This is a genomic window from Aureispira sp. CCB-E (assembly GCF_031326345.1).
GTDB lineage: Bacteria > Bacteroidota > Bacteroidia > Chitinophagales > Saprospiraceae > Aureispira.
Genome location: NZ_CP133671.1, coordinates 3,528,792 through 3,546,894 on the forward strand (window position 1 = coordinate 3,528,792; position 18,103 = coordinate 3,546,894).

The 18,103-nt window shown below is 34.7% G+C and carries 14 protein-coding genes; 8 read left to right on the forward strand and 6 right to left on the reverse strand.

From position 1 onward, the window contains the following. Nucleotides 1-5: 5 nt before the first annotated feature. The 6 genes from QP953_RS13615 to QP953_RS13640 form a co-directional block, all read right to left on the reverse strand. Nucleotides 6-608, reverse strand: a complete 603-nt coding sequence (locus QP953_RS13615) for a hypothetical protein (RefSeq protein ID WP_052599024.1) — start codon at nt 606-608, stop codon at nt 6-8. A gap of 15 nt (nt 609-623) precedes the next feature. Then, complete coding sequence (locus QP953_RS13620) at nt 624-3,365, reverse strand: C2 family cysteine protease (protein ID WP_309555457.1); 2,742 nt, start codon at nt 3,363-3,365, stop codon at nt 624-626. Between the two features lie 88 nt (nt 3,366-3,453). Then, the gene (locus tag QP953_RS13625; protein ID WP_309555458.1) at nt 3,454-5,289 is read right to left on the reverse strand and encodes a hypothetical protein; all 1,836 of its coding nucleotides are present in this window, start codon (nt 5,287-5,289) and stop codon (nt 3,454-3,456) included. Between the two features lie 112 nt (nt 5,290-5,401). Then, the gene (locus QP953_RS13630; RefSeq protein ID WP_052599021.1) at nt 5,402-7,531 is read right to left on the reverse strand and encodes an SPFH domain-containing protein; all 2,130 of its coding nucleotides are present in this window, start codon (nt 7,529-7,531) and stop codon (nt 5,402-5,404) included. 341 nt (nt 7,532-7,872) lie between these two features. Beyond that, the gene (locus QP953_RS13635) at nt 7,873-8,553 is read right to left on the reverse strand and encodes an SPFH domain-containing protein (protein WP_052599020.1); all 681 of its coding nucleotides are present in this window, start codon (nt 8,551-8,553) and stop codon (nt 7,873-7,875) included. Between the two features lie 237 nt (nt 8,554-8,790). Continuing rightward, the gene (locus tag QP953_RS13640) at nt 8,791-9,507 is read right to left on the reverse strand and encodes an OB-fold-containig protein (protein ID WP_052599019.1); all 717 of its coding nucleotides are present in this window, start codon (nt 9,505-9,507) and stop codon (nt 8,791-8,793) included. Nucleotides 9,508-10,075: 568 nt separating this feature from the next. Here QP953_RS13640 and QP953_RS13645 point away from each other — a divergent pair. The 8 genes from QP953_RS13645 (at nt 10,076) to QP953_RS13680 (ending at nt 18,089) form a co-directional block, all read left to right on the forward strand. Then, nucleotides 10,076-10,489, forward strand: a complete 414-nt coding sequence (locus tag QP953_RS13645; protein WP_052599018.1) for a thioesterase family protein — start codon at nt 10,076-10,078, stop codon at nt 10,487-10,489. 43 nt (nt 10,490-10,532) lie between these two features. Continuing rightward, on the forward strand, nt 10,533-12,107 hold the full coding sequence (locus QP953_RS13650; RefSeq protein WP_309555460.1) for an FAD-dependent monooxygenase: 1,575 nt from the start codon (nt 10,533-10,535) through the stop codon (nt 12,105-12,107). 384 nt (nt 12,108-12,491) lie between these two features. Beyond that, on the forward strand, nt 12,492-13,682 hold the full coding sequence (locus QP953_RS13655; protein ID WP_052599016.1) for a class I SAM-dependent rRNA methyltransferase: 1,191 nt from the start codon (nt 12,492-12,494) through the stop codon (nt 13,680-13,682). A 134-nt stretch (nt 13,683-13,816) separates the two neighbouring features. Next, nucleotides 13,817-14,488, forward strand: a complete 672-nt coding sequence (locus tag QP953_RS13660; RefSeq protein WP_052599015.1) for a hypothetical protein — start codon at nt 13,817-13,819, stop codon at nt 14,486-14,488. Between the two features lie 126 nt (nt 14,489-14,614). Further along, on the forward strand, nt 14,615-15,502 hold the full coding sequence (locus tag QP953_RS13665) for an alpha/beta hydrolase (RefSeq protein ID WP_052599014.1): 888 nt from the start codon (nt 14,615-14,617) through the stop codon (nt 15,500-15,502). A gap of 91 nt (nt 15,503-15,593) precedes the next feature. After that, nucleotides 15,594-16,409: a hypothetical protein gene (locus QP953_RS13670; protein ID WP_309555461.1), complete on the forward strand. Its 816-nt coding sequence runs from the start codon at nt 15,594-15,596 to the stop codon at nt 16,407-16,409. A 34-nt stretch (nt 16,410-16,443) separates the two neighbouring features. Further along, nucleotides 16,444-17,040: a hypothetical protein gene (locus tag QP953_RS13675; RefSeq protein ID WP_309555463.1), complete on the forward strand. Its 597-nt coding sequence runs from the start codon at nt 16,444-16,446 to the stop codon at nt 17,038-17,040. A gap of 92 nt (nt 17,041-17,132) precedes the next feature. Beyond that, entirely contained in the window at nt 17,133-18,089 is a 957-nt protein-coding gene (locus tag QP953_RS13680; RefSeq protein WP_309555465.1) for an Rpn family recombination-promoting nuclease/putative transposase, read from the forward strand. The last annotated feature ends 14 nt before the right edge of the window (nt 18,090-18,103 follow it).

Genomic DNA, 18,103 nt, shown 5'->3' on the forward strand with positions numbered 1-18,103 from the left:
GATGTTTATTGTTTAGGCATTTGGAAAGAGCAAATTAAGCGTCCAAAATCACGTTTAGTATCCTTTCGTGTTTGAATTGCTGTTTCTTTGGTGTCTCCAAGTTGATTGCAATGAACATATAAAATATAAAGACAATCCTCAGAAAGAATACAACGAATTTTGTTGCTAGAAAAGCCCCAATATCCCTCATAGTTTTGAAATTTAGAGGTTTGTATTAAATCTACAAAAGGATAGGTTTGCTTAATTTTGCCCATTTTTAAGGTGTCTGAAAAGATGCAATTAGAATCAATAGGAAAATAATCCTCTAAGATGTATCGAATCAAAGATGCTGTTGGAGTTGTTTTATCAAACTCCTTAATGGCACTTGTTTCGATTACACGAATGCTAACTAGACCTTTTTTTCCATTAAACTGTATATTATCCCAAGGTTTCTGGTAACGGCTTTTGTCTTTAGGTTTATTTACAATGTTATCAGCAATTACACAAACGGATGCCCCTTTGGAAAGAGGAATACGTTGATATGCTTGAGCCTGGCTTTTTTCTTGATGCAAGAACATCAAGAAAAAAGCTAGGAAAATAACATAAGCAGATTTTTGTATCTGAATCATTTGTAACAAGTTCTTTTAAGGATTTATAATAGATAAATTAACTCTATCAAAATACTCTTTTAAGACCTCGTAAGTAATCGTCTGTTCTGCATTGAGGCGAACGGTTTTGTTGAGAAAACCATCTCTCAATTTGTTATTTTTATCTTTATGATCAGCAATTTCAACTATGTTTTCTTTGAGATCTGTAATGCGTGTTCCCAAACGTCGAACAGCCCTACTTCTCAACTCTCCATTCGGTTTCCATTTATTATCGTTGTTGTCCAAGACTAGATCAGCAATCCAATCATTCCAGTTACCGATTCTGCGACTAAATCTAGAAGCAATGAGGGTGTTTTCATTAATAGCTTTGATCGCGTTATCCATTGCTGTTTTTTTACTCTTGTCAACACTTGCATTGGTTGTATAATCTTTTTCAAGTGCCTCAATCGCTGTGATCAAATTGGTTACATCTATTTTTACCGATTCAGAAAATAGTCCTTGTTCTCGTTCTGAATCACCATGAGGGTTTCGAATCGTAACAGTATTGTTCGTTGCATCAACCAAAGAATAGGCATGGTTAAAACTCATGTAATGGTGGGCATCAATGGGCAAAATATCGTGATCTCCCAAAGTATAGCCTTTATATTTGTCTGGAGAACTAACGTGAATTTCATAATCTGCATCATTCGCAGCTTTGACCACTTTTTTTAAGACATCTAGTTTGATATTAGACAATACAATCGGGTTGGTAACGGTTTCTGTTGGGTTTTCTTGAACAATTGCCCCATTCGCATCTAAATAAATTTCTTTAGGAGTTTTTACTTTATTTCCTAATAGAACCTCTAAAGCTTGAGTAGTAGAACCACCTTCTATTTTTATCAAATTTCCACCTGGATCTGTTTTGTCACTTCCTAATAGTTTGGCGTAAGCTTTTTCTATAATGGCGACCCAAATATCATCACCATATTGTGCCGCAGGAGTAGAATCTACATATCCTGGCATTTTCTTAATAATCAACTTTTTGTCTACCTCCACTTTAATTGGCACTCCTCCTTGATGAAGCGTAACAACACATTTGTCTCCTTGGTCATCAATCATACTTCGAAGCAAGTCTGAATTGTCTTTAGTTAAAGAAATTAAAGCAGACATTAAGTAGCAATCTCCAACCTGACCCTGTTTAACATCTGTTTTTTGAGGACCATCCTTAAAAACAGGTTTGCCTGTATCTTCAAAGTCAAAGGTAGTAGCTATCGTTTTATCTTTGAATTTATTTTTTTCATCCAAGGATACTATATTTTCGCCTTCTGCAAATTCCATGGTGCCATCGCCACCTGTTTTGTCAACAGCATCTTGGATGGATTGTAAGGTATATTTAATCGTACTAATAGTCGAGATCGTAGGGTCTTGCTCTGATACGATATGATTTTGCAAACTCTTATAATCCGTTCTTTTCCATTGTGTGTAATACTTATTTTTAGCCCCTTCAGGATTATTGGTCTCATAAGAAGCAACAGCAGCTTTTAAGGCATTCCAAGGAGTATCCCATTCGGCTTGAGCTTGCGCACAAATAGGGTTGATTCTATCAAGCACGGCTTTCCACTCTTGAAAGGTATTGAATGTGACCGAACCATCGAAGTAGGCATTCGTTTCTGTCAAGATAGGATCAAGTGTAGCGTTGTGCCTAACAACCATTTCTTTTAAAGCATTGGATTGCTTGATTAAGTCTTCTGGAATGCTTTTAGCAATCAATTCAGCCATCACCAGTACTTTAAAATCTGCTATTGCATTGATCTGATTGTTGATTGTTGTCAATACATTCTGACTATCTGTACATTGTTTCTTGTAAGCCTGATTTAGTGTGTTGCTTAGTTGAACCGTTTCTGTATCTTCAACCAATGCTCCCAAACCATTTAGAATATCGTTATAATAAGAAATAGAAGCCAGCGCTCGTCGCAAAATATAAGCAATACTGGAACATTCATCAACTAAATTTTCCAAATCTCCGAAAGGAAGTGTTTGTAAGTTAAGCCCTCCTTGAATTTTCTGAACAAAAGGAATTTTATGCAATTCTTTTTCAAAATCGACAACAACAACCTCACCATCCTTGATGCTTAAACTAGGACAAATGACGGTCATATCTTTCTCAGAAAGATTACTATAGTCAAGATTCATTGTTTTTGCCCAGCGGGTATAATTTTCGACTGTATCTTTTATTGCTTTATCAGAAGAAACATCGACATTGCTACTAGGAATATACATAACTCGCTCTGAAGAATAGGTGCCAATTTTTACAGATGCCGTTGTTTTTGCAGCAAGCCCTGTAAAATCTATGGGGATAGATGCCTTGATGATTTTGCCTTGGCGGCTAACATTATTTAGTTGCGCATTTTCTTCTTTGCCATTTGAGTAGACGACTTTTTTGTCAAGCGAATCAATGCTGCAAGTAGTAGTATCTGTTTCTATTTGTATTTGAATGGCTCCTTTGGGGAGGACGAAACGCCTTGCACCTTTATATTCTAAAGGTTCTAAAATACGAACACTTGTAATGTTACAGGTTGTTGGTTCTTTATCGGTATCATCATTGGTAGCCAAAGAGATATCCGTCGATTTTGCTTGATAAGATTTTATAATAGGAATCGTAATCTTGCGAACTTCTAACAATTGCTGATTAAGTTCATTTAAATTCGTGTGTAAATCTGAGTTGTAATTTTTTAGAAAAACTTGAATTAGTTTTTGAAACTTAATAATGTCTTTGTGAAATGCTTCGTTATTAGGCATGGTGTACTACAATTAAAAATGTCTTTTGTTAATGAAAATTTAGGATTGAACAACCTCAAAGAAATAAATTTGTATAGGACAAATCATTTTATTCCCATGTAGGAGTATTGTTATATTTTAAATATAGTTGTTGTATAATTTTGTTGAATTTATCAATTTTTTGTTTTTGTAAAATAGTGTCTACTTGTTGGACAAAACGGAATTCTGTTTTGTCTAAGTTTTTCTTAGCCAATAAACCTTCAAATATTGTGGCAATGAGTAGTTCTGCTTTACTTGGAACGGCAGCCTTAAAATACAAATCAATAAAATAAAAAAGATTATTAAAACTAGTTGCAGTCGTATCTAATGGAAATTTAGACCTAAAATCCTCCAAAAGCGCAATAACTTGATGGTTTTTATCACTGTTGTGCAAATCATTAGCCAGCATAATAACCGACCACATATATTGATTGAAAGGAGAATAATCTTCTTTGGCAATTGTTTCCATTAAAGGCCATTCCAAATCTTTGGTAATAATATCATAACGTTTTTCTATCTCTTCGTCACTTGGAATGGTATAGGTTTCGTGATCAAGTCGATAGATAGTCCCAAAAGGGTGGAGCTGCTCTTTTATAGCTAAATTTTTAGTAAATGAAAGATACCCCATTTTAAAATCGTATAAAAAGCAGAGTGGTCGTTGATTATAAGCCCAAATAAAGAGGCTAATCCATTCATTTTTTATTAAATAATTGCCTTTGATCTCAATGCTTAATTGCTTTTCTCCTTCCAAAGGAAGTTGAATGGTCTTTGATTCAAAAGTTTTAACCTCATTTTCTTTTTCTAAAATCAGTTGTAAATGGTCAATCTTAGAGTATTTATCATTGTCGTTAACTAAAATATAGTCGTTATTATTTTTGTAATAAAGCGTAGGATCGAAAGGAAGCGTAATGGGATTATCGTGAATTTTTTTATTCTGTACATAATCAATATAACGCCATAAACTCAATTGATACGCATCTGTTACCAAAACATCTGGACGAACCTTGTGCACTTGCTGCAAATAGAACATTGGCAAAGAAGTGTTGTCACCATACGTCCACAAGATCGCATTGGGAGGGCAACTTTTTAACATATTACTTGCAAAAGCCAAAGTCGCCTCGGTATACAGATTTGTATTTTTAAAAACTTTTAAAGCTTCTTTGTGTTTGACGTGTGAAGCTAAGTTTTGATATTGTATCACTACCTCATTGGAATATTTCGTAAAGATATTACCTGTAATTGTACTCCAATTGGGATTTTGAAGATGTGTTTGATAGAAATAATGAATCGCTTTATCGCTAATAGACTGATATAAGTGGATACGCTCAGAGCTAGCGACATCTGTGCTTAAAAAATCTTCAGAAAGCGCATAATAAACGGTGCCAGGGTCAGACAGTAGAATTTTGGCATAATCAGAGTAAGCCCTTCCCAAAGAGTAACATTCAAAATCCTCTAATGTGCGTTGATTTTCAATAGAGGCATACCACTTAATCACTTCTTGGTACCAGCCATTATACCCGTAAAATAGATGGACATTATAAGGATCTTGCTGACCATCACTTCGATAAGGCGACAAAAGATGCTGATTTGATATTGTTGTGTTGTCAGCTCCTTTGATTGTAAATTGCACAACATTGTATTTTTGTTCTTTTGCGGTCCAAAAAAGTTGCCTTTGCTGGAAATCGTAATGAAGAGCAGATAAGTCCCAAGTAGCAATACTTACCCAATACCCATCTATGCGTTTTTCAATATTCAATTTAGTGCCTGGTCCAAAATTGACAGCACAAAGATCCGTCGTATGAATAAGAGTTTCTACTACTTCTTGATATTTTGGAAAAGTAGCAGCATGAGCATTTGTCAAACAACTTATTGTAAATAGAATAAATATGAAAAGGCGTTGTAGCATATAGGTATCTATAGAAGTTTTGAAAAGAGGAGGAGATGCTTAGCATCTCCTCATTTATCATCAGAGCATATCTAGTTATTGTATCGACTAGTAGGACTCTTGGTTATAAGCTTTATTTTAATAACTTGCTAGCTTCTTCACCGCCCATGCCTAAACGGCTAACCGTTTCGATCAAACCCATGACAACATCTTTGTCATCACCAGAAGCTTTGGCGTATATTTTAGACAACAAAGCAGATAGCGTTAAATTTTTCACCGATTCAGTGCTAATACCATAGTGCTCTACAAAGCTACTGACTCTAGCGATCAGATTATCATCACCACTTCCCAATAAAGCCCCTTTGATAGCTTGCAAGTTGTCACTATTGCCAATCATGCGATCAATCGACTTTCCTTTATTGATAGCATTGATAATACTATCAAAGAATTTCGTTTCACCACCAACAATATCAATTTTAGCTTGTTGCAATGCAGATGCAAGAACTCTAGCTTGAGATTCTGCAATTCCCAATTGAGCTTGAATTTCAGCCAATTTAATTGCTTTTTCTTGCTCCAATTTGAGTTTGAATTCTTCGTGTTCTTTACCAACACCATCCAAAAGCTTCATCGCATTAGCTTTGGCTTCAATACCTTTAGCTTCAGAGCTTAGTTTTTGCTCAATGATTTTTGCTTCTGCCAATCCTTTTTGCTCTGTTACGGTAGCATCAATTTGACCTTTTTCTTTGATGACTTCTGCTTCCGCCAATCCTTTGACACGCTCCGCTTCCGCTTTTAATTGAATGGCTTTAGATTCCGCTTCTGCTTTTTTCTGTAAGATATTAGCTTCTGTAGTTCCTTCCATTTCTTTTGCTTCGGCTTTCGCTTTCATGACATCAGCTTCTGCTAGACCTACGGTAGCTTCCTCCGCAGCTAAGGCTTCTGCATTAATTTTACGAGCCTCTGCTTCTTTTTGAGAAGCTGCTTTTTTAGCATCTGCCTCAATTACTACTTGTTGAGCTTTTACTTCTGCCGAAAGCTTGTCTGCTTCCGCTTTGCGAGTTTGAAGAATTTTTTGCATTTCAGCCTCTTTAGAAGCTTCAATTTCAGCTACTTTTCTAGCACGCTCTGCTGCTGCCAATTGTTTGACATCTTCAATTTTTTGATCTTCCTCTACCGTTTTCTTTTCTTCTGCTTTTCTTTCTTTGATAATGACTTGGATATCACGTTTGTTTTCTTCCAAGATTTTCTCTTTTTCAATTTTTGCAATACCCACTACTTTTTCACGATTTTCAATCGCTTTTTGCTCTTCGGTCTCTACTAATTGCTGTTGCACTTTTTCTAACTCTTCTTTGTTGAGTCGAGCTAAAATAATTTGGCGTTGTTTGTCCTCTTCAGCCTCACCTAATTTTTGTTCTGATTGTTTTTGGATTAATTCGGTTTCCAAATTTTTGTTAATCATCACTTGCTTGGCTGCATTTTCTTGCTCTGTGGTCAACTCAGCAATTTCTCGTTTTTGTTTTTGCTCTTCTTCAATTTGTTGTTTTTCTAAGCGCAAAATATTTTTTCGAGTTTCAACATCTTGTTCCTTGATGGTCTGCTCACGATTACGGCGAATTTGGTTCGTTCTTTCTTGCTCTATAGAAGTTAATTCTTCAATCTTCTTGATACCCTGTGCATCCAAGATATTTTTTTGATCCAAATCAGAAAGAGACGTTTGTTCTAGGTAATCAATAGCACAGTCATCTAAGATGTAACCATTCAAGTCGGTACCAATTGTTTTGAGAATACCTTTTTTAAATTCTTCACGTTCTGTATATAAATCTACAAAATCGAAGCCTTTTCCCACTGTTTTTAATGCTTCTGAAAATTTAGCATCAAATAGACTATTCAGAGTAGCTTGTTCAGAGGCACGCGAACAACCAATAGTTTGAGCTACTTCAACGACATATTTTTCGTCTTTATTGACACGCACAAAAAACACCACTTTAATGTCTGCACGCATATTGTCTTTACAAATCAAACCTTCAGAACCAGCACGTTCAACTTCGATTGTTTTTAGCGAAATATCCATTTCTTCTACTTTGTGTAGAATAGGAATAACAAAGATACCCGAATCAAGGGCTACTTTGGCACCGCCAAATCCTGTACGAATTAGTGCTTTTCCTTGAGGAACCTTTTTGTGGGCACGAGCCACTAATAATATAAATCCTAGTAGTATAACAACGATTCCACCAAGGACAATCATCAAAATTGTAAATCCCATGTGTATTAATTTTGAGTTAGGCAAGCAACATAAATCTGCATCTAAAATTTACAAATTGTGTTGCTTATTTTATGAAAGAGTTTTATAATGTTTTGGTCACTTTGATTTTTAGTTCAGTCGTTTAGACATAACTATCAGGAGGGTAATATTGAGGAATATATAGACAGGGCATCCGAATCCACAATAAAACAGTATAATGGTTGTTTTGTGTGCTCATAGAAATAGGGTTTGTTTGAGTGTAATAGGAATACTATTTTGTGTAATAGTAAGTGTATTATAATAATGTTTTTTCTTTTGCTAAAGTTCCAGAATTTTATTAAAAATTAAGGTTTGGCTAATTTTTATCCCGAATTTGAGAATCGACGTACAATATAAGATTTTCCGTCATTTATTTTATCTACGACTATAACTTTTTCGCCTTTTTTCAAAGGAACATTCTGATCCAATAAAACAAAGATACTCTGTGTTAATGGAGGAGGAGAGAGCTGTTTGACCTGTTCTACCACACAGTCATCCAGGATATAGCCATTGAAGTTTGTTCCAATTGTAACTAAAATTTTTTCTTTGAATGCTCTACGATGTTGCCGCAATTCTTTGTGAGTGTACTCAAAAGCGGCGATCTTGAGTGCTTCTACACATTTGCTATAAAAAAGTTCTTGTATAGTCTGAACTGTCGAAGTTTCTTTACATCCAATGCTTTGAGCTACCTCAAGGATAGCGTTCAAATCGTTGCTAACACGAAAGTAGAAAGATGCTTTTACAATTGATGTAGTTGCTTCTTTTGTCCATACTTCTTCTTCAACAATAAGGTGCTTGAGTGTTAGATCTATTTCTTCTACTTTATGTAAAATTGGCAGCACAAAAATTCCCGAATCTAGTGCAACGATAGCGCCACCAAAACCAGTACGAATTAGAGCTTTGCCTTGAGGTACTTTTTTGTGAGTACAAGCTATTAGTAGGACGAATCCAATTAGTAGAACGAATGAAAAACACAGAGTAATCATCAGGATTTGAAACCCCATATTGTTAGTAGTTTTTTAGGGTGGTTAGGGAACGTTTTCGGAAGCTTAGTATTTACTTTTTAATAGAAAAATAAGCACTAAACTTGCAATGATTTGATAACTCTATTGATAATGAATCAAACGAATACGATTTTCTAACGGAGTAATGTGATCAGTGAAATGTTAATCAAAGTTATCGATTGTTTTAGTATCAGGGAGTTGGCTTTGGACAAATTATGAGGATGAAAGAGTAGAGCATTAATGATGTTCAATCTTTTGGACTATATAAGCTTTGCCATTGTCCATTTTTTCTATGACAACGACCTTTTCTCCTTTTTGGATGGCTTTCCCATCATTGGATTGTACACTCAAAGAAACAATAGAGCCATTGATGTCAATTTTTAATTGACCTGTTTCTTCCTCTTTGATGCTTGTCATTAAAGTACCAACTTTGCCATCAATCACAAGGGCTTTTTCAGCTGTATTTAATTTTGCAAAAATTGGAACCAAGGGAGCTGTTAATAGCTTGGAAAAAAGTAGACTTATAATTAAGTTTGGGAAGAAAAGAACAGCTGCCATTGAAGTAGAGTTTCCTGGGTTGATCCAACTAGCATCGTGGTTGCAATAAATGGATATGGACCACAAACAAAGAATGATTGTTGACAGTAAAACCATGAAAGGTACTCTACCAAAGTTGAAAAAACGAAGTGTTCCTAAAAATAGGCTACCACCACCTGCAGATCCAACACTAGTTGTATCCGTATCAGCATCAGCATCTACATCCGCAGCAATGTCGGCATCTACATCCACATCTACGTCTACATCAATATCAGCATCTAGGTCTAAGTCAAAATCTAATGAATCCATTCCAATTGCTCCAACAATAACACTAAGCCAGTACAGTGTTACCAAACCCAATAATAAGGTTAAAAAAAGATTGGAGGTCGAGAAAGCAGCAGTGATTAATTCTCCCATAGAGTTAAAATTTATAGTGGTTCTAGTATTTTAATTACAACTAAACGTCAATCAACTAGTAGTAAAGTGACTCATTTCAAAGTTAGCAGCAATCAAAAGTTTATGATTTTGGTTTAAAGTTCTAAGTTTTATGACTAATTCTAGCATAATGTGTACAATTAGTCAGTGGTGGTGGTTATCATTTATATCGGGGGAAATGAATAGCGAAGCTAACTAAAAGCAAAGCGCTCATGATGCTAATCAACGAGCTACTAAACTAAATATAATCTAAAAGTTAAAATAGGTATTCATTTTTTCAAAAAAAAGAATAAAAAATCTTGAATGCATAAAAGTTTAATTTTTATTTTTAAAGTAAAACTATTTTGTATGATGGTAATACTATTTGTATTAAATTACGCCAGAAATAAAAATTAAGTTCCTAAACAGAACATAATTTTCTAAAAAGTCAAACTCTTTCTTAATTTTGCTAGATGATTAGAATTAATCATTTTGAACAACTTCAATAAATCGCAAGAAGATTGACAAGTATGCGAAGTGATTAACGGACGACTATTTTAAACAACAAAAAATGAATTTTAAAGTAAAAACACAACAGACAGTAGCGTGGGGCGATATGGATGCGTTTGGACATGTTAATAATACTGTTTATTTAAAATATTTTGAATCAGCTCGGGTAAAATATTTTGATGACATACCTGAACTAGCTGGATTTAAAGGAGATGAAATTCCTGTATTGGCAAATATTTCTTGTAGTTATAAAAAACCTGTTGTTTATCCCGATACCTTAACTATGAATGTAGGGGTTACTAAATTGGGACATGCTAGTTTGCAAATGACTTGCGAAATGGTGAGTCCTAAAGTTGGTGTAGCAGCAATTGCGGAGTGTACTATTGTTTTGATTGATGTAAAAAAGGGACATAGTGTGCGAGTGCCGAATGAGTGGAGAGCCGCTATTGAAAAAATAGAAGGTCGCACATTTTAATGAGAGATGGTTAGAAAACTAAAATTAAGAATAAACTCCTTAGATGAAAAAAGAATATGATATTCTAATTGCGGGGTATGGCATGTTAGGTAATTTAGCTGCTCTTTTATTAGCAGATATGGGAATGTCAGTAGTGGTAGTAGAAAAAAAACAGGCCACAGATATTTTGTTAGCAAAATCTGCTCGAATGGATGATGAGGTGCTGTTAATTTTAGAACACCTAGGGTTGATGGATTCTATCAAAGACTTACTACACCCTTTGGAAGGTACCCAAATTATAGATAAAAAAGAACGTGTTTTATTAGAATTCAACCAAACGCGTCGCAGTCAATTTGCGCCTTTGGTTGGCTTTTATCAACCTAGTGTTCAGAGAGTATTACAACAGAAGGCTGCTGCACATAAAAATATTCATCTTTTCTTGGGATATGAGGTAGAAACTTTTGAACAAGATAATGATAATGTGACTATTTATATCACGCCAACAGGAAAACAAGCATTTGTTACCTTAACCGCGGATTTTATGTTGGTTTGCGATGGTCAGTACAGTCGCATTGCAGATTTCTTAAATATTGATATTAAGAATTATAATTTTCATTCTTCTATCCTTTGTGTAGATACGGTAGGAAAAGAAACTTCCTCGTCTTCTCAAAAATATGCCCAAACAATTTATGATGCAGAGTTTCCTGTTATTAAAATGGCAAAAGGGCAAGAACAGCAACGCTGGGAGTTTCAAATTGAGACTGAAAATATTGAAGCCGAACAAACACCTGAAAAAGTGCGTAGTTTGTTATCTGAATTGAATCCTACTAATTTAGATATTGAGTCAGCTTTTGTTTATAATTTTGATTCTAAAATCTTGGAACGATGGCAGGATCGACGAGTCTTAATATTGGGCGATGCTGCTCATGTGATGCCACCTTATTTAGGAATGGGGCTTTCGGCAGGTATTAAAGATTTGTACAACTTAGCTTGGAAATTAGGTTTAATACAAGAGGGAAAGGCTTCTATTGATTTGTTACAAACCTATCAAAAGGAAAGGCAAGCAGATGTAGAGCGTTTGATTAAGTTAAACTTGTGGATAAAACGGTTGTTTCAGTCTAGTAGACTTCGGTGGATCAAAAGTTTTATTCCAATTATACCGAAGTGGTTTTTAAAGAGGAATTTAGATTTGGCTACTAGTCTAAAAGCTGATCTTGTGGGAACTTCTAAGGCGTGTGGGCGTGTGATGCATTCTCCTAAAGTTGCCAATCACAAAGGAGATATCATTTCTTTTAATCAAGCTTTGAATCACAACTTTGTAGTCTTAGGGTTTAATGAAAATCCTGTAGATGCTTTAACTCCTAGAGCGCTGGAGTATTTGGCAATGTTAGGCACTCAATTTATACAGTTGACCCCTCAAAAACAAAAATTTGTACAAGATGGTCGCTATGCTCAAAATTTGTATGATAAGGAGGGCGCCTTGCAGATTTGGATGAAAGAAAATAAAGCACAATTTTTACTGATTCGCCCAGATCGGATCGTTTATGATTTTTGTAAAAACAAGAATGCTCTGAACACTAGCGTAAGGGAACTTGAGCGAAAGTTGAGCATTTCTAAAGTGTTTTCTGAAGAGATTTAGAATATACGGTAGCTAATTTGTCAATTTTTGATGACGAAATGAAAATTCGATCAGCAAATGTTTTTTTTATGTTAATTTAATGTTTATCTTTTTTTATCAATCAGCCTACAATTTTTAATTGTAATACATTCAATAGTTCGTTGAAAAACTTTATTAATTTGATAATCAACAAGTTGTGCTTTTGTTGTGTTTTGTTTAAAATTTTGATTATCAAACTAATATAAATGTGCTTTTTTATCTTTTTGGTAAAAAAGTAAAAAATCAACGAACTACTAACATTATTACTTACTATTTAATTAAAGGCTGCTAAAATTAATACTCCATACATTTTATTTGTTTTGTTGCAAGGAATACAATTCTGAATGAGATGTAGGAAATACAATTATGGACAACTCAATTATAAAAATACACTTAAAAAATAAGAAAGATACTTTTGTTCGCCGTTTTCACCCTTGGATTTTTTCGGGAGCTATTGCCCGCAAAGAAGGGGTAGCAAAAGATGGAAGTATTGCTGAAGTTTACAGTCGACAAGGAGATTTTTTGGCAATGGGACACTACCACGAAGGAAGTATTGCTATAAAGATTTTTTCATTTGAAAAGATTGTTCCTGATGCTGATTTTTGGTATCAAAAATTGCAAGCAGCTTTTGATATGCGCCAAAAAATTGGACTAGTTGATTTAGAAAAAACAGCATTTCGATTGGTTCATGGAGAAGGAGATGGCTTGCCAGGATTGATTGTCGATGTATATAACAAAACAGTTGTGGTACAGGCACATACTATAGGAATGCACTTGTCTAGGCATCTAATAGCAGAAGGCTTGCAGCGAGTGTTTGGGGATAGAATTACGGGGATTTATGATAAAAGTAAAAACTCGTTGCCCAAGGATTATGCACAAAGCATGGAAAATGGACCGCTTTGGGGAGAAAGTATCGCTTCGGATGTTATTATTGAGAATGGTTGTCAATTTGAAGTGAATTGGGAAACGGGGCAAAAGACTGGTTTTTTCTTGGATCAAAGAGATAACCGAAACTTGTTGCGTCGATTCTGTAAAGATAAAAAAGTATTAAATGCATTTTGTTACTCGGGTGGTTTTTCTGTATACGCTTTACAGGCAGGGGCTTCTGAGGTTCATTCTGTAGATGCATCGGCAAAGGCAATAGAATTGGTCGAAAAAAATGTTGCTTTGAATGGCTTTGCTAGTGCCAATCACCAAAGTTACAAAGCAGATGTCTTACAATTTTTAAAAGATAAACAAGAAACATATGACGTTATGGTATTAGACCCACCAGCTTATGCCAAAACAGTAGCGAAGCGTCATAAAGCAATACAAGCGTATAAACGCTTGAATATAGAAGGTCTGAAATTAGTGAAAAAAGGTGGTATTTTATTGACATTTTCTTGTTCTCAAGTTGTTGATAACCAACTTTTTTATAATACTATAACTGCTGCTGCCATTGAGGCAAAACGAAAAGTAAGGGTTTTGCATCGATTGACACAACCAGCCGACCATCCTGTTAATATATTTCATCCTGAAGGGAACTACTTAAAAGGCTTGGTACTGTATGTAGAATAGATGGACAAAGGGGGCTTGAAGTTCTATTTCTCCTAATGAGCTTTTGGTTAGGCATTGATTTGTTCATGAATGGAATAATTAACAGGTTAATATTTGTTAAGATTAAGACAAACAAAAAATAATCGTTAAAATATATGAAACAATGTATCCCTTTGTTGCTAATCACTTATTTAGTAGTCTTGTCCGCCTGTAATTCTACACGTATCGTAAAACCCTTAGAAAAAAAGGAGGTGGCAGTAGGTTTGGATTTTGGCGGTCCAATTATAGATTTTTCAGGTACAAAAATTCCTGTACCTTTTTCTTCGGTAACCGTTGGATATGGGGTGGATTCTAATTTGACAGTTTTTGGAGCTGCACACATTACTTCAGCTATTTTTGGAACAATTCAATGGGATCTTGGAGTTGTGGGGGAGGTTTTGCGTCCTCAAAAAGGGTATCTTCCTGGACTAAGTATTGGTGCAAGTAGTCAAATGTTTGTAGATGTGTTTAAAGCAAATTTTAGATTGTACCCAGTCTTAGATGTTAATTTATATTGGAATTATATCCCTAAGCACAAGCACTATTTTTACTTAAATTGGGGATCGTGGTTTGATTTTTGGCAGCGTGCACAAGGACGTGTTAATACGCAATTGTATTATCCTAGTTTTTCTCTGGGACATACTTTTGAAAACAAAAAGATGCGTTATACAATAGAAGGAAAATATATTGCACCAGGAATTAGTAACATGGGAACGCCTCTAAAATTTAATGGAGTAGATGGTTATGGATCATGGGGAGTGTATATTTCTGTATATCGAAAGTTTTAAGTTGGAACACATTACTTTGGTTGTTAGGTATTCCTAGTCAAATAAGAATAATTTATAATGAAGTAATGATTTATAGTAACAGCGCAGCTAACTATTGGATTTAGTGAATAGGCAAAATCAAGTGTTATGAAAAAATTAGTTTTTTTCTTGTTGATTATCTCAATTGTTTTGGTGGGATGTCGATTAGACAATTTTTTATACAATCCCACTCAAATAGAGGAATATAAGTTTGATGCTTTTGACGAAGAACAAAAATTTGTTTTAGGTGCTTCTTATGCAATTCCCGATCACTTAGTTCATTTAATGACATTGGAATCAGGTCCAGTAGATGATCGAGAAACGATTTACGCCACTTATATTGGAGATATATCTAGGATCAATCAAGATACCATAATTTTGTATTGTCATGGCAATGCGGGACACATGGACTATTATTGGCAAAGAGCCAAACTACTAGCAAATGCAGGAGGAAAAAATCGTTTTGGGGTGTTGTTTATGGATTATAGAGGATATGGAAAATCGACGGGGAAAGCAACAGAAGCTGGGCTATATTATGATGTAGATGCTTGTATGAGGTGGTTGAAAGATAAAGGTTTAACCAACGATCGGTTAGTGATTTATGGCTTTAGTATGGGGGGCGCTCCTTCTACAGAATTAACAGCAAACCCTCGAACAATGGTACCCAGCAAGTTGATATTAGAAGCACCATTTGCTTCTTTTGACTTTATGGTGCAAGACATTGCAAAAGTGTCATTTCCTGGTTCTTTTTATGGTAATTTAGAAATAGATAACTCTGTGGAAATTCAAAAAGTGCAAGCTCCCTTCTTATGGATTCATGGGATAGATGATGCTTTTGTTGGCATTCATCATGGCGAATTGATTCAGCAAAATTATAATGGAACACACAAAGTAATTCGACGAGTTCCTGGTGGAGAACACAGTACTGTGCCAATGGTTATGGGCTTTGATATTTATACGAAATTGATTGCGGATTTTATTACAGAAAAAATATAAATTCTTGCATCAATAAGGATTGTATTGTAGCCTAAAAATAGTAGATTATGAGACTCCCAAAACATCTAGCGAAAAATAGAGTTATATAGCAATGTCAAAACATATTGAATTTACACACCAAGCTTTTGCGGCTTATTCTTCCCGAAACTTTGAGCAGGCGTTGGCTTTGTTGTGTAAGGGGTTAGACCATTGGGAATCACCTGCACATCGTCTTTCTAATGCGAGCTATAATGCGATTTATGATGCTCTCGAAATGATAGAAGCACTTTTAGTGTATGTTACAGTTTGGGAAAGCAATGATTATGTGGTTCAATTGTTACAAACAATAAGAAAATCTTTGGATGATGTAAAGGAAGTCGTGTGGGATGATTTTCAACAGCATATAGAAGAATTTAAAGTTCTATTGCAAGGTGTAAGAATTGGGTTCAACTTTTTTAATAATAATAACCTTGCTTTATTGGATGCTAATCCTATACTCTCTTTTGCTTTGACAGAAGAAGGAACAATAACTTTGCTGAAATCAAGGGGAAATGCTAAGGTAGATGCTTTAGTAGAAGCATTTAATGCTTGCTTTCGAGCCGAGTTAACTAGCCTTGAACAATGCGAAAAAGAAATTAAAGCAGCTTTGGATTTGGGAGATGTGTCTAGAGCAAAGTACTTGCTAGAGTGGATGATGGAACAGTATCCCAAAAGTAAAAAACAAGCTTTTTTACAATTAGGGCATTTGTATTTTGAGGAAGAATCTTATCAGAAAGCAGCTGAGTCGTATATGAAAACAATTGTGATGGGAACACCAAAAGAGTTCGTTCGGGATAATGTTCAAGTTGCTTGTAATCGTTTAGCTGCCGATGCCAGCAATTCTAAAGAAGCCAATCGTTGGAGGGAGGTATTGATTAATTTCTTTTGACGGTTGTGCGTAAATTTCTTTATACTAATTTGTTATGAATGAGAAAGAATGGTTCCCTGAAAAATTTTCAGAAATAGAACAAAGTAAATTTATTCTCCGAAATGCCTATAGAGAAACGACAGAACGTACAATCTCCATTCATTTTTTTTATAGCAATCCTTTTGTAGATGCTTTTTACCTTCAAATGTATTGCTTTGACCAAGAATGGAATGTAATAAAGTCAACTTTGAAACGAAGTAATGGCACGAATAAAAAAGATTATATCTTAGTGGAAAAAGGGGAGATAAGCTCTAGTGCACCTTTTAATCAGTTGTTGAATTTAATCAAGACAACCCTTCCAAGTATTTTTCCTTTAAATGATAATCAATTGGAGTGGAGAGATGGTGAACAAGTTGAGCTATCTATTGAAAATGAAATATATGAGACTTCCTTTTCTTGGTGGCTAGACTTACACCCTGAAGATTGGAGTGTGTTGGACAAGATTGCATACAAAATATTAGAAATAGAAAAAAATACCGTATATAAACCTAGAATGAAGCAGCATTTTGATTTGATAATGGAGCAAACTTCTCAAGACTTAAACTCTGTTCAGGAAAAAAGTCTATTACTATCTTATAAACGAATTGATTAACCTATCATTGGACTACGAATATTGAAATTATAAAAAAAAACAAATTGTTTCATTTTTTGGCATTTTAACCCATTGTTTTGTATATTTATAATATGAAAAAAGAAAAAAAACTCATACGATTTGATTGGGCAATAAAAAAGCTTTTGAGAAATAAAGCTAATTTTGATATTTTAGAAGGATTCTTAAGTGAATTACTTGCTGAAGATATCAAAATCAAACAAATATTGGAAAGTGAAAGCAATAAAGAGGATGAAAATGATAAGCACAATCGGGTAGATATCCTAGTAGAGGATTCGAAGGGGGATTTAGTTATTATAGAGGTCCAAAACAGCAAGGAATATGATTATTTCCATCGAATTTTATATGGAACTTCTAAAGTTATTACAGAACACATTAGCGAAGGTGAAGCTTATGCAAAAGTAAAGAAAATAATATCTATAACTATTGCTTACTTTGATTTAGGGCAGGGGAAAGATTATATATACCATGGTAAAAACCAATTTAAAGGTATTCATCATGGAGATATTTTGAACTTGGCGGACAAACAAAAAGTACTTTACAAAAAAGATAGTGTTTATGAAATCTTTCCTGAATATTGGTTGATAAAGGTTAGCCAATTCAACAATGCTGTTCAAGATAAGCTAGATGAGTGGATTTATTTTTTAAAGAATGGGGAGGTAAAAGAGAACTTCACAGCTAAAGGACTGGAGGCTGCTAAAAAAAAGCTGGATAAAATGAGCTTAAGTTATGAAGAGCAGCAGGAGTATAAATATTATCTTAAACGATTGAGAGATATTGCTAGTGAACAGCATACTAAAATGGCGGATGCGGAAGATTTACTAAAGGCAAGAGAAGAAGGCTTGGAAAAAGGTAGAGAAGAAGGTTTGGAAAGAGGCAGAGAGGAAGGCTTGGAAAAAGGGTTATTGAGAAAAGAAATAGAGGCTGTCTTAGGGATGTATCGAAATAATATCCCTACTTCTATCATTGCTAGTGCGTTGAATATTTCGGAAGAAAAAGTAAACAAGATTCTTAACAATAACTCAGAATAGCGTATCAATTGACT

Excerpts from the sequence above, each read along its gene's own strand:
- QP953_RS13615 (WP_052599024.1), bottom strand. The coding sequence starts at position 608 with ATGATTCAGATACAAAAATCTGCTTATGTTATTTTCCTAGCTTTTTTC.
- QP953_RS13620 (WP_309555457.1), bottom strand. The coding sequence starts at position 3,365 with ATGCCTAATAACGAAGCATTTCACAAAGACATTATTAAGTTTCAAAAA.
- QP953_RS13625 (WP_309555458.1), bottom strand. The coding sequence starts at position 5,289 with ATGCTACAACGCCTTTTCATATTTATTCTATTTACAATAAGTTGTTTG.
- QP953_RS13630 (WP_052599021.1), bottom strand. The coding sequence starts at position 7,531 with ATGGGATTTACAATTTTGATGATTGTCCTTGGTGGAATCGTTGTTATA.
- QP953_RS13635 (WP_052599020.1), bottom strand. The coding sequence starts at position 8,553 with ATGGGGTTTCAAATCCTGATGATTACTCTGTGTTTTTCATTCGTTCTA.
- QP953_RS13640 (WP_052599019.1), bottom strand. The coding sequence starts at position 9,507 with ATGGGAGAATTAATCACTGCTGCTTTCTCGACCTCCAATCTTTTTTTA.
- QP953_RS13645 (WP_052599018.1), top strand. The coding sequence starts at position 10,076 with ATGAATTTTAAAGTAAAAACACAACAGACAGTAGCGTGGGGCGATATG.
- QP953_RS13650 (WP_309555460.1), top strand. The coding sequence starts at position 10,533 with ATGAAAAAAGAATATGATATTCTAATTGCGGGGTATGGCATGTTAGGT.
- QP953_RS13655 (WP_052599016.1), top strand. The coding sequence starts at position 12,492 with ATGGACAACTCAATTATAAAAATACACTTAAAAAATAAGAAAGATACT.
- QP953_RS13660 (WP_052599015.1), top strand. The coding sequence starts at position 13,817 with ATGAAACAATGTATCCCTTTGTTGCTAATCACTTATTTAGTAGTCTTG.
- QP953_RS13665 (WP_052599014.1), top strand. The coding sequence starts at position 14,615 with ATGAAAAAATTAGTTTTTTTCTTGTTGATTATCTCAATTGTTTTGGTG.
- QP953_RS13670 (WP_309555461.1), top strand. The coding sequence starts at position 15,594 with ATGTCAAAACATATTGAATTTACACACCAAGCTTTTGCGGCTTATTCT.
- QP953_RS13675 (WP_309555463.1), top strand. The coding sequence starts at position 16,444 with ATGAATGAGAAAGAATGGTTCCCTGAAAAATTTTCAGAAATAGAACAA.
- QP953_RS13680 (WP_309555465.1), top strand. The coding sequence starts at position 17,133 with ATGAAAAAAGAAAAAAAACTCATACGATTTGATTGGGCAATAAAAAAG.